Source organism: Vreelandella aquamarina (assembly GCF_044805175.1).
GTDB classification, from domain to species: domain Bacteria; phylum Pseudomonadota; class Gammaproteobacteria; order Pseudomonadales; family Halomonadaceae; genus Vreelandella; species Vreelandella aquamarina_B.
Genome location: NZ_CP085232.1, coordinates 1812022 through 1824421, shown reverse-complemented (window position 1 = coordinate 1824421; position 12400 = coordinate 1812022). Strand labels below are relative to the sequence as shown.

At 55.3% G+C, this 12400-nt stretch carries 8 protein-coding genes; 4 read left to right on the top strand and 4 right to left on the bottom strand.

Annotated elements, in window-relative coordinates:
- Positions 1 to 10: 10 nt before the first annotated feature.
- A complete protein-coding gene (locus LG300_RS08635) occupies positions 11 to 589 on the top strand; it encodes a hypoxanthine-guanine phosphoribosyltransferase (protein WP_404374532.1) in 579 nt (192 codons plus the stop codon).
- A gap of 9 nt (positions 590 to 598) precedes the next feature.
- Here the strand turns inward: LG300_RS08635 and LG300_RS08630 are convergent, their stop codons facing one another.
- The gene (locus tag LG300_RS08630; protein WP_404374530.1) at positions 599 to 1432 is read right to left on the bottom strand and encodes a pyruvate, water dikinase regulatory protein; all 834 of its coding nucleotides are present in this window, start codon (positions 1430 to 1432) and stop codon (positions 599 to 601) included.
- A gap of 250 nt (positions 1433 to 1682) precedes the next feature.
- Here LG300_RS08630 and ppsA point away from each other — a divergent pair, with 250 nt between their 5' ends.
- Together ppsA and ggt are read left to right on the top strand one after the other, a co-directional pair.
- On the top strand, positions 1683 to 4067 hold the full coding sequence (ppsA, locus tag LG300_RS08625) for a phosphoenolpyruvate synthase (protein ID WP_404374528.1): 2385 nt from the start codon (positions 1683 to 1685) through the stop codon (positions 4065 to 4067).
- 154 nt (positions 4068 to 4221) lie between these two features.
- A complete protein-coding gene (gene ggt, locus LG300_RS08620; RefSeq protein WP_404374526.1) occupies positions 4222 to 6009 on the top strand; it encodes a gamma-glutamyltransferase in 1788 nt (595 codons plus the stop codon).
- 12 nt (positions 6010 to 6021) lie between these two features.
- Here the strand turns inward: ggt and LG300_RS08615 are convergent, their stop codons facing one another.
- From LG300_RS08615 to acnB, 3 genes are all read right to left on the bottom strand, one after another.
- Entirely contained in the window at positions 6022 to 7908 is a 1887-nt protein-coding gene (locus LG300_RS08615; RefSeq protein ID WP_404374524.1) for a glycerophosphodiester phosphodiesterase family protein, read from the bottom strand.
- A 63-nt stretch (positions 7909 to 7971) separates the two neighbouring features.
- Positions 7972 to 8466, bottom strand: a complete 495-nt coding sequence (gene rraA / locus LG300_RS08610) for a ribonuclease E activity regulator RraA (RefSeq protein WP_404374522.1) — start codon at positions 8464 to 8466, stop codon at positions 7972 to 7974.
- A 136-nt stretch (positions 8467 to 8602) separates the two neighbouring features.
- The gene (gene acnB / locus LG300_RS08605) at positions 8603 to 11206 is read right to left on the bottom strand and encodes a bifunctional aconitate hydratase 2/2-methylisocitrate dehydratase (RefSeq protein WP_404374520.1); all 2604 of its coding nucleotides are present in this window, start codon (positions 11204 to 11206) and stop codon (positions 8603 to 8605) included.
- A 526-nt stretch (positions 11207 to 11732) separates the two neighbouring features.
- On the opposite strand from acnB, the gene LG300_RS08600 reads away from it, so the two are divergent.
- On the top strand, positions 11733 to 12389 hold the full coding sequence (locus LG300_RS08600) for a tRNA-(ms[2]io[6]A)-hydroxylase (protein WP_404374518.1): 657 nt from the start codon (positions 11733 to 11735) through the stop codon (positions 12387 to 12389).
- The last annotated feature ends 11 nt before the right edge of the window (positions 12390 to 12400 follow it).

Here is a 12400-nt window from a genome sequence, read left to right as displayed (position 1 = left end):
GAGAAGTAGCATGTCCAAGCTGGATAAAGACGCCCTTGAATCACTAGACTCCATGCGTGAATTGATGGATAACGCCGACTGCCTGATTTCACAAGAGCAGGTTGAGCGTGCGTTAGATCGCATGGCGGAAGAGATTACTCGCGACTTAGGCGATAAACTGCCGGTGTTTTACTGCGTCATGAATGGTGGTCTCATTACGACAGGGCACCTATTGACGCGTCTTGGTTTTCCGCTGGAAGTAGACTATCTACATGCGACCCGCTACCGCAATGAACTGCGCGGCGGTGAGCTTTTTTGGCGGGTATCGCCCGAAATTCCGATGGCGGGCCGCCATGTGGTGATTGTGGATGACATTCTTGATGAAGGCTCAACCCTGGCGGCGATTTTGGAGTACTGCAAGGAGGCTCAGGCGGCGAGTGTGACCACCGCGGTACTGGTAGATAAGCAGCACGACCGTAAAGCCGTGCCAGGGCTTAAAGCCGATTACTGCAGCTTAGAAGTAGCCGACCGCTATGTGTTTGGGTTTGGAATGGACTACAAAGGTTACTGGCGTAACGCCCCTGGGATTTTTGCACCCAAGGGCATGTAATAAACGCGCCTAGCGAGGTGAAAAGCGCCTTGCTAGGCCGGTCTCTGCAATCATGCGGGTTGAGATCTCTTCGACTGAAAAGCGCGTAGTATCAATATACGGAATATGCATTTTTCGATACAGCGCCTCTGCTTGCTCTACTTCCTGTAAGCACTGATCCATCGAGCTATAACGACTATTCGGGCGGCGCTCATTGCGAATTGCCGAGAGGCGGCGGGCATCAATGGTAAGGCCAAACAGCTTGTGGCGATGGGGTGCGAGGACTTTAGGAAGTTTTAAATTACCATCCTCATCTTGGTCATCCTCAGTTAACGGATAATTCGCCGCTCGAATGCCGAACTGCAACGCCAGATAGAGCGAGGTTGGTGTCTTACCACAGCGGGAAACCCCTACCAGAATAATATCGGCTTTATCGTATTGATGGGTGCGTGCCCCGTCGTCATTATCCAGTGCAAAGTGCACGGAATGAATGCGGTCCATGTAGACGTCATCGCTACCAATAGAGTGCGTTCGGCCAACGCTGTAAGAGGAGTGTGTCCCCAGCTCCTGTTCAAGCGGTTCTAAAAACGTAGAAAAAATATCGACTTTAAAGCCCGATGCCTGGCGGATAACGTTACGGATCTGCTGATCGACGATGGTATCGATAATAATCGGACGGCAGCCATCGCGTATGGCCGTTGATTCAATGATCTCTGCCAGCGCCTGTGCTTTCTCAACCGTATCGATATATGGCTTAGTGAGCATGTTGATGTCGACATCGCTAAACTGCGCCAGCAAACTTCGCCCTAAGCTCTCGGCAGTAATGCCGGTGCCATCCGAAATAAAAAAAGCCGTTCGTTTCATAACCTGCCCGCCAATCCGTCGTGTATAGAAAAGACCTTATTGTGTGCTGCGCTCTGGCTAAGCACAACGCTTAGTTGCCACTGCTTAGTTGACACTACACAAAACGCTAATTTCGTGTATTTGTTGTAAAAATCCTCCACTCCCTTCGCTGTTAGACCAATGGCGAATACACCACCGCAATGCTAGGGTGACAACGTCTATTCGTGTCGTCCCGATGGGTCGTAACAAAGTCAAAAAGCGAGGGGGTTGCGTGGAAGAGTACATTCTGTGGTTCGATCAGCTAGGTATGGCAGACGTCGAACGCGTGGGTGGTAAAAACGCCTCGCTAGGCGAAATGATTTCCAACTTGTCGGGTGCCGGCGTCACGGTGCCAGGCGGCTTCGCGACCACTGCCCACGCGTATCGCGAGTTCCTCTCCCATGAAGGGCTGAACGACCGCATTAATGACAAGCTCGCTCGCTTGGACGTTGATGACGTTAAAGCCTTGGCCGAGGCCGGCAAGACGATTCGCCAATGGATCATCGATACGCCGTTACCCCCCGCGTTTGAAACCGCGCTGCGTGATGCCTACGAGCAGCTCCAAGCGCAGCACCCAAGCCTCAAAGTCGCCGTTCGCAGCTCTGCCACCGCAGAAGACTTGCCCGATGCCTCCTTCGCTGGGCAGCAGGAAACCTTCTTGAACATCGAGGGGTTTGCCAATATCAAACACGCCGTTCATGAAGTGTTTGCCTCGCTGTTCAATGATCGCGCTATCTCCTACCGCGTGCACCGTGGTTACGCCCATGAGAACGTCGCACTGTCAGCGGGTGTTCAAAAAATGGTGCGCTCTGAGACCGGTGCCTCCGGTGTTATGTTTACCTTAGATACTGAGTCTGGCTACCGCGATGCGGTGTTTGTCACTGCCTCTTGGGGGCTAGGTGAAACCGTGGTGCAGGGGGCAGTTAACCCGGACGAGTTCTACGTTCATAAGCCCACGCTGGCCGCCGGGCGCCCGGCGGTACTGCGCCGCACCCTAGGTTCCAAGCTGATCAAGATGGTCTATGGCCAAGATGCCAGCGCCGGTAAATCCGTTGAAACCGTCGATGTACCTTACAAAGACCGCGGCCGTTTCTGTATCAACGATGAGCAGGTGATGGATCTTGCTCGTCAAGCGGTGACCATCGAGCAGCACTACCAGCGCCCGATGGATATTGAGTGGGCACTGGATGGCGACGACGGCAAGCTATATATCGTTCAAGCGCGCCCTGAAACCGTGGTGTCACAGCAGGAGGGCGGTAAGCTTGAGCGCTTCCAACTGCGTGAGAAAGGCCGCACCTTGATTACCGGCCGCGCCATTGGCCAGCGTATCGGCCGAGGAGCGGTGAAGATTGTCCTCAGCCCGGATGAGATGGATAAAATCCAGGAAGGCGACATTCTGGTCACCGACATGACGGACCCGGATTGGGAGCCGATCATGAAGCGCGCCTCGGCCATTGTGACGAACCGTGGCGGGCGCACCTGCCACGCGGCGATTATTGCCCGTGAACTAGGCATTCCGGCGGTGGTGGGCTGTGGTGATGCGACCACGCAGCTACAAGAGGGCATCGACGTGACCGTTTCCTGTGCAGAAGGGGATACCGGCCACGTCTACGAAGGGCTGTTGGCATTTGACTGCAACGTGTCCAGCGTTGATTCCATGCCGGAAATTCCGTTCAAAATTATGATGAACGTGGGTAATCCGGATCGTGCTTTCGGTTTTGCTGGCTTGCCTCATGCGGGCGTTGGCTTGGCACGCCTCGAGTTTATTATCAACCGGATGATCGGCGTACACCCGAAGGCGCTGCTTGAGTACGATACGCTACCTGCCGATTTACAGCAGGTGATTGACCTGCGTACCGCTGGCTATGCCGATCCGGTGAGTTTCTACGTCGATAAGCTGGTTGAAGGAATCTCCACCCTCGCAGCGGCTTTTCACCCGCAGCGTGTGATCGTCCGCCTATCGGATTTCAAGTCCAACGAGTACGAAAACCTGATTGGCGGCAAGCTCTATGAGCCGGGTGAAGAGAACCCGATGCTGGGCTTCCGTGGTGCTTCCCGCTACATCTCGGAAGCCTTCCGCCCCTGCTTTGAGTTGGAGTGCCGGGCGCTGAAGCGTGTACGTGATGAGATGGGCTTTAAAAACGTCGAGATTATGGTGCCGTTTGTACGCACCACCGACGAGGCACGGGAAGTGGTCGACTTGCTTGCCGCCAACGGCCTGAAACGTGGCGGTGACGAAACTCCGGACGGCTTGAAAGTCATCATGATGTGCGAGCTACCCGCCAATGCGCTGCTGGCGGATGAGTTCCTTGAGTATTTCGATGGTTTCTCGATTGGCTCGAACGATTTAACCCAGCTAACGCTTGGTCTGGATCGTGATTCCGGCATCGTCGCCCACTTGTTTGACGAACGTAATCCAGCGGTGAAAAAGCTTCTGGCGATGGCGATTAAGGCCTGTAAAGAGAAAGGCAAGTACGTAGGGATTTGTGGCCAAGGGCCTTCGGATCATCCAGATCTTGCCAAGTGGTTGATGGAGCAGGGGATCGATTCCGTTTCGCTCAACCCGGATGCCGTGCTGGAAACGTGGTTTATGCTAGCGGGTGAAACAATATCCTAATTCTTCCATAGCAATCATTGCGTGCTCATCATGCTACGCCCGGCCATTGTGCCGGGCGTAGCCGCTTTATAGGCTACGCTATATTGCTTGAGCTCTTAAAAGGCGTCGCCGCCTTGGTGATTCACACCTGCGAAACGATTTAAGGAGAAAGGTTATGCTGCCAAGAAGGGTACTCTCACTCACGGGTTTACTGCTAGTGCCGATGGTGAGCTGGGGGTTTAGTTATGAAGCCCCCGCGATTACCCCTGAAGTAGGGTCGGGCTTTGAAGAGAAGCCCGGCTGGGAAGCGGATACCTTTGCGGTGGCCGCTGCCAATCCGTTAGCTACTGATGCAGGTTATCAAGTACTCAAAGCCGGGGGGAATGCCATGGATGCGGCCGTTGCCGTACAAATGGTATTGACTCTGGTTGAGCCGCAATCAAGCGGCATCGGTGGCGGTGCCTTTTTAATGCACTTTGATGGTACCGAGGTACAGGCTTATGATGGCCGTGAAATAGCTCCCGCCGCAGCAACCGGCGAGCTGTTTATGGAAGATGGCGAGCCGCTGCCTTTCATGGAAGCCGTTGCTAGTGGACTCTCGGTAGGCGTGCCTGGAACGCTGCGTATGCTAGAGCAAGCCCATGCAGAGCACGGTCAACTGCCTTGGCAAGCGCTCTTTGCCCCTGCTATTACGTTAGCGGAAGAGGGGTTTGCGGTGAGCCAGCGGCTACATACAAGCCTATCCAACGATGAAGCTCTACGCCAAAATGACCTGGCTCGTGAGTTTTACTACTCCGCTGATGGCGAGCCCCTTGCGGTTGGCGAGACGCTCAAAAATCCTGCGTTAGCCGCTATCCTACGCCGCGTTGCTGAAGAGGGAAGTGCTGCCTTCTATGAAGGCGGGGTTGCTGAGGATCTAGTAGAGCAAGTTCAATCACATCCTGTTCGCCCTGGCGAGATTACGCTAGCGGATATAAGTGGCTATCAAGCTCTGGAGCGCGAGCCTGTGTGCACCCCTTGGCAACAGTGGGAAGTATGCGGATTTCCACCCCCTTCATCGGGGCATATTACTGTCATGCAAATATTGGGTATGCTCGGCCAGCAGCCGCTGCTTGAGGCGCCGTTGGAAAATGGCGTTACCAGCAGTGGCTGGCTGCATCAATTCTTGGAAGCTTCCCGGCTCGCCTTTGCTGACCGTGGCCGCTACATCGCCGACCCTGATTTCGTTGAAGCACCTGGCGGTGACTGGTCGCTGATGCTTAACCCTGACTATCTTGCCAAGCGCAGCGAGCTGATTGGTGCAGAGAGCATGGGAGAGAACGCCGAGCCGGGTAACCCTGGTGAACTGGCAGTCAGTTGGGCAAGCCAGCCCGAGCAACCTGAGTATGGCACCAGTCATATCAGCATCGTGGATGCCGATGGTAATGCCCTTGCCATGACGACTACCATTGAGCAGGCCTTTGGGTCGCGCATTTTAGCGGATGGTGGTACGGAGTTGCCCGGTGGCTATTTACTGAATAATGAGCTGACAGATTTCTCATTTACTCCTGAGGTTGATGGGCAACCAGTGGCTAATCGCGTTGAGCCAGGTAAGCGCCCCCGCTCTAGTATGAGCCCGACGTTAGTTTTTGACCGCGAGACGGGTGAGTTCGTAGCCAGCCTAGGTTCGCCAGGGGGAGCTGCCATTATCCACTATACGGCGAGAACGCTGGTTGCGATGCGCGATTGGGGGTTAAACGCTCAAGAAGCATTGAACTTGCCTCATGCGATTACGCTGGGTGGCGATGTCTATTTGGAAGAGGGCCGCTTCCCTGAGGAGATCATCGAATCGCTGCGTGAGCGGGGCCACAATGTCAGCGAGCGTGAGCTTACTAGCGGCCTTCAGGCGATTCGGCGATTGGAGGATGGCACGCTGTTCGGCGGCGCTGACCCGCGGCGTGAAGGTGTCGTGATGGGAGAGTAACGCTGCGTTGGTTTACTGGCGTAGCCAGTTGCGTAGCTTAACGAGCATAAGGCCGCCATCGCTTAAGGCACGGCGGTCTTCTGTTAGAGTGCGCAAGCGGTCAGGGTAGTCAGTGATGATGGCGTCTACGCCTAGGTCAATGAGCGCCGACATTCGCGCTTGGTCATTTACCGTCCAGGCATGAACTTCATAGCCGAAGTGCGCTGCCAGCTTGACTTCCTGATGGCTGATGCGATTGTGACGAAGGCCTAACGCATCAAACTCGCGGCGATTAAGAGTGCCCGGCAATATCAGCTGTGCCAATAGCGTGACGCGTAGTTCGGGTGCCCGTTGCTTGATAAAGCGTACTAGCTCAGGCGACATGGTCGCCATACGCATCTCCATCAGCGTATTGGGAAAGCCGCACGCCGTGACGGCAGTGAGCGCCTCATGCTGAGTGGCCCAGCAGCGGTAGCGAATGTCGCTTTCATGCTCAAGTGCCTCAATTACTGCCTGTGCTAGTGCTTGCTCTTGGCCCGGCAGGGCTTTCATATCAATCATCAGCGATGCGCGCCCGCGGACGGTCGCCAATGCATCATCTAATCCCGCAATACGTTCATCCTGAAAGGCATCGCCAAACCAGCTACCCACATCGAACTCGCTGAGTTCGGCGCGGGTGAGTTCGCCAAATTCTCGTGTGTCGCCGGTGAGGCGGGCAAGCGTGCGGTCATGGTAGAGCATGACCTGATGGTCGGCGCTCAGGCGAACATCCAATTCTATGGCATCGGCACCATCTTCCAGTGCCTGCGACACAGCGGAAAGGGTGTTTTCCGGCGCTACCATGGAGCTGCCGCGATGGGCGATGATGGCGACATTGTCGCGTATCTCAAAGCTATTGAGAATCCACCATGCTTGTAGTCCCGCGAATACCAGCACGCTAAGCTCAATTGCCCAGGCCATACGCCCTGGGTGTGCATCTGGGGAGGGCGGTGCAGGACGTGGCTTATGGTGGGCCAGCTGTAGATAGAGGCAGGCAGACAGCAGCGCATTAGTGGCAATGCCGAGAAAGGTGATAGTGAGCGTGATGAGGACATAGCCAGTTAAATAAGCAAACATTGCCGGTATCAACACGGCGTTGTGCTCGGGTAGCCACCACAGTAAGGGCGTTACCACGCTATCAAATAGCCACGTGGTCGCAATAGGCAAGCCGATAATCACTAGCAGCAGGGTGAGTACTGCTATCCCGATAGAGCGGTGCCATCCGCGGGTTAAATGAACGCTGCGCTTGAGCGCCTGGTGTGGTGGGCAGGACTCCAGTGCTACGAGCGGTAGTGCTAGCAGCCAGCGCAGATATAGCCACGCCGCCAGAGTGATCCAAATAGCCACCAGCGGTAACGCGCAAGCGAGGAAATACCACAGTACCGCTGGGCGTATGCGCTGTAGATAGTATGGGTCGATGCCGCCAAGCCAAAGATCGTATAACCATGCGAGGGCCATCATAAAAGGGGCAAGTAGCAGGAGGTGGGCGCCGACTTGGAGGATAACCAATACCGCCAGTGCAGGAAGCCGCCGTGTACTCAGCCATAGGGCTTCAAACGCCAGCCGGTAGTGGTTGTCTTTTGGTCTAACGGCCACTTGCAACATACCGGCTTGCTGCCAGTAGATCAGTAAGAACGTAATGCCCAAGCCCGCTAGCATGACTAACAGCCCAAGCGGGCTGAAGAGTAACCCCAACAGCGCATCCGTGGTAACTACCGTGCGGTTTAGCTGCGCCAAAAAGCGTTGCGATAGCCAAGCAACGGCCGGCACCAATAGGGCAGAGGCCAGTAGGGTAAACAGTAGGTGATAAGCGATGAGCGGGCGGAGGTGATCCCGAAGGGTGCGAAGAAGAGCGTCGCCTAATTGAATGAGCGGCTGCATAGTCACACAAGTGTCAAAATGAGATATCAGGGTGGCACTAACGGCCACCCCTGACAAGTGAAATTAGGAAAGCTTTAGCGGCTGCTCGGCGATGATAATGCCGTTGTTATCGGCATACAGCCACTGGCCAACGCGTAAGGTGACACCTGCAAAGGTAACGGCAATATCCCGCTGCCCCTCACCACGCTTTTCGCTTTTTCGTGGATGGCTGCCAAGTGCCTGTACGCCCAGTGGAAGCGTGGCCAAGATATCGACATCCCTGACACATCCGTACATCACCACGCCTGCCCAGCCATTTTGTGCCGCTTGCTCCGCCAGCATATCGCCTAGCATCGCACAGCGGTGCGAGCCGCCAGCATCGACCACCAGTACCGCTCCTTCGCCTGGTTCAGCCACGGCTTGCTTAACCATCGAGTTGTCTTCAAAGCACTTCACGGTGCGAATGGGGCCATAAAAACTGTCGACACCGCCGAAGTTGGCAAAGAGGGGTTCTAATACCTCAACTTCCGGGTAAGCGTCGCATAGATCTGGGGTAATGATTTGGGTGGTCGTAGTCATTGTTCGCTCCTGGGTTCACAGCGTCATAAAAAACGCCCCAACCTTGAAGGGAAGGGGCGTTCTGTCATCGGCTCAGCAAGGGGTTAGCCTGGCTGCGATGTTGCGAGCATCGGCGATGGGTCGGTGCCACAGGCTATTAAGCCTCTTGGGCAACCGGAATCACGTTCGAGGCGATTTTCTGGTACTCCTCGATTTCGTGGAAGTTCATGTAACGATAGATCTCGCCTGCCATGGCGTCAAACTCACCCATGTAGCGCTGGTACTCTTCAACCGTGGGCAGACGGCCTTCTACAGCGGCAACCGCTGCTAGTTCCGCTGAGGCGAGGTAGACATTGGCACCATCGCCCAGACGGTTCGGGAAGTTACGTGTAGACGTAGACACAACGGTGCTCTTCGCCGCAACGCGTGCCTGGTTACCCATACACAGAGAGCATCCCGGCATTTCCATGCGGGCGCCTGCACGGCCATAGATGCCGTAGTAACCCTCTTCGGTCAGCTGGTGCTGGTCCATTTTGGTCGGTGGTGCGAGCCACAGACGGGTTTTCAGACTGCCCGCAGGCTGTTTTTCGAGCAGTTTACCTGCCGCACGGAAATGACCGATATTGGTCATGCACGAACCGATAAATACCTCATCGATTTTCTCACCGGCAACGTCGGACAGTAGACGGGCATCATCCGGGTCGTTCGGTGCGCAGAGCACGGGTTCCTTGATTTGGTCGAGGTCAATCTCGATCACTTCGGCGTATTCGGCATCTTTGTCGGCACGCATCAGGCTCGGGTTAGCCAGCCATGCTTCCATGCCTTCAATACGACGGCTGATGGTGCGCTCATCGCCGTAGCCGTTGGCAATCATCCACTTCAGCAGCGTGATGTTGGATTTCAGGTACTCGGTCACGCTCTCTTCGGACAGCGTAATGGTACAGCCAGCGGCGCTACGCTCAGCGGAAGCATCGGAAAGCTCGAATGCCTGCTCCACAGTAAGATCTTCCAGGCCTTCGATCTCGAGTACGCGACCAGAGAAGGCGTTTTTCTTGCCGGATTTCTCAACGGTCAGCAGGCCCTGCTTGATGGCGTACAGCGGAATGGCGTGAACCAGATCTCGCAGCGTAACGCCCGGCTGGCGCTTGCCTTTAAAGCGCACCAGAACGGATTCCGGCATATCCAGCGGCATCACGCCCGTTGCAGCGGCGAACGCTACCAGGCCAGAACCGGCAGGGAACGAGATGCCCAGCGGGAAGCGGGTGTGGGAGTCACCGCCGGTACCAACGGTATCCGGCAGCAGCATACGGTTCAGCCAGCTGTGGATGATGCCGTCGCCGGGGCGCAGTGATACACCGCCACGGTTCATGATGAAGTCCGGCAGGGTGTGGTGGGTATCCACGTCCACCGGCTTCGGATAAGCCGCCGTGTGACAGAACGACTGCATGACCAGATCGGCTTGGAAGCCTAGGCAAGCGAGGTCTTTTAGCTCGTCACGGGTCATCGGGCCAGTAGTGTCCTGGGAGCCAACGGTGGTCATCTTCGGCTCGCAGTACATGCCGGGGCGTACGCCCTCCATACCGCACGCTTTGCCGACCATCTTCTGGGCCAGGGTAAAGCCTTTGCCGGTATCGGCAGGCTGGTCCGGCAGGCGGAAGACGTCAGAAGGCGCTAAGCCCAGTGACTCGCGCGCTTTTCCGGTCAGGCCACGGCCGATAATTAGCGGAATACGGCCACCGGCACGCACTTCGTCAAGGATCAGCTGGGTTTTCAGCTCGAAGGTGGTCAGTACTTCATCGGTGCCGTGCTTGCACACTTTGCCTTCGTAGGGGTAAACGTCGATAACGTCACCCATTTCCAACTTGGAAACGTCCATTTCTACCGGTAGCGCACCGGAGTCTTCCATGGTGTTGAAGAAGATAGGCGCAATTTTACCACCGAAGCAGAAGCCACCGGCGCGCTTGTTCGGAACGTAAGGAATGTCGTCACCGAAGAACCAGAGCACGGAGTTAGTGGCTGACTTACGTGAAGAGCCGGTGCCTACCACGTCGCCCACGTAGGCAACCGGGAAGCCTTTGGCTTTGACGTCTTCGATCTGCTTCAGCGGGCCAGTAGTGCCTGGTACTTCAGGCTCGATGCCTTCGCGCTCGTTTTTGAGCATCGCGTTGGCGTGCAGCGGAATGTCGGGGCGTGACCAGGCATCCGGGGCAGGTGAGAGGTCGTCGGTGTTGGTTTCGCCGGGCACCTTGAAGACGGTCAGGGTGATTTTCTCTTCCAGGGCGGGCTTGGAGAGGAACCACTCGGCATCTGCCCAGAATTGAATGACGTCCTTGGCAACAGTATTGCCTTGCTTAGCACGCTCTTCAACATCGTGGAAAGCATCAAACATCAGCAGGGTGTGCTTCAGCTGTTCGCCAGCTTCACGGGCCAGCTCTTCGTTATCTAGCAGCTCTACCAGGGAGGCGATGTTATAGCCACCTTGCATAGTGCCTAACAGCTTAACCGCATGAATTTTATCAATTAGTGGAGAGGTGGCCTCCCCTTTGGCAATCGCCGTTAAGAAGCCAGCCTTTACATAGGCGGCCTCATCAACACCAGGGGGAACGCGGTTGGTGATCAGGTCTAGGATGAACTCCTCTTCACCGGCCGGCGGATTTTTCAGTAGCTCAATTAAGGCAGCGACTTGCTCGGCAGTCAGGGGCTTGGGTGGGACGCCCTCAGCAGCGCGTTCCTCGACATGTTGGCGGTAAGCTTCAAGCACGTTGGGGCCCTCTCATCTTCTTAGTAGTGATGAATCAGCGGTGGCGAACACCAGCCAGCACGGTGCAGGTGTGGCGTTCGGACACGTGACATACGCTTGACAATCAGCGTCTCGTGGTTGGCTGAGATTCTACGGGAAACTGTCGACAATGTTAAGAAGCCGAGCAGTGCACCTGCTTGTACTTTGTGTTGAGGTGCTGATTGTGGGTTTCTTTTTGCTGCTTTTTCTAGTTAATTACCCCAAAAGCTGAAAGTTTTTTACCAATACAGCGTGTTTTAGGGTAAGCGCGGGTGTGATTGTTGTGATGCCGCGTTACCATAGCCATACTTTCGTTTCGCGATTAGGCATAGAAGGAATTGGTGGGTGCAGCATGTAAAGTGCTGGATAAACCATGCTTGTATATTAGGAATATACTATATAAAAGTGAGGGGCTATTAAATCAGTGGCCTTCAGAGAATTAGGGAACATAACGCCAACGGCGTTTATATATTATACAATAGTGAGCTAAACGCTTGGTAGTGGTACTATGTCTATACAACTAATGGCACTAAAAACAGCAGACCACGCCCTCCGGGCAGATGATTTGCTTCCAGACAGTCTTCACCAGTTTCTAGCCTGCCCCACGCCTGATGCTTGGTTGCAGTGGGCGCTTGCCAATCCTGAAACGCTGTTGATTGACCACGCGCAGTGTGAAAAAAAAGCGGCCTCAACGGCCATGAGTCTGCTCTACCGCTATGTGGATCAGCCGCTGCTATTGAGCAAGATGTCTCAACTGGCCCGCGAAGAACTCTTGCACTTCGAGCAAGTGGTGGGACTGATGGAAAAGCGCGGGGTGGTTTATCACCACCTGACGGCATCGCGCTATGCCGAGGGGCTGCGCAAACATGTACGCAGTAATGACCCGGAGCGCTTGATTGATGTCCTCATTATTGGAGCCCTTATTGAAGCGCGTAGCTGTGAGCGCTTTGCTCGTCTCATTCCTTATTTAGACGAAGAGCTGGCGAAATTTTACCGCACGCTAGTGAAGTCAGAAGGGCGTCATTTCGAAGATTATCTGCTGTTGGCGCGTCAACAGACCGCTGAGCCGATTGATGACCGTATTGCCTTCTTTGTCGCACGTGAAGCGGAGCTGATGACGACTCCGGATACGGCGTTTCGTTTTCATAGCGGCGTGCCCGCCTAACCCGCCGCTCG

Excerpts from the sequence above, each read along its gene's own strand:
- LG300_RS08635 (WP_404374532.1), top strand. The coding sequence starts at position 11 with ATGTCCAAGCTGGATAAAGACGCCCTTGAATCACTAGACTCCATGCGT.
- LG300_RS08615 (WP_404374524.1), bottom strand. The coding sequence starts at position 7,908 with ATGCAGCCGCTCATTCAATTAGGCGACGCTCTTCTTCGCACCCTTCGG.
- rraA (WP_404374522.1), bottom strand. The coding sequence starts at position 8,466 with ATGACTACGACCACCCAAATCATTACCCCAGATCTATGCGACGCTTAC.
- ggt (WP_404374526.1), top strand. The coding sequence starts at position 4,222 with ATGCTGCCAAGAAGGGTACTCTCACTCACGGGTTTACTGCTAGTGCCG.
- LG300_RS08600 (WP_404374518.1), top strand. The coding sequence starts at position 11,733 with ATGTCTATACAACTAATGGCACTAAAAACAGCAGACCACGCCCTCCGG.
- LG300_RS08630 (WP_404374530.1), bottom strand. The coding sequence starts at position 1,432 with ATGAAACGAACGGCTTTTTTTATTTCGGATGGCACCGGCATTACTGCC.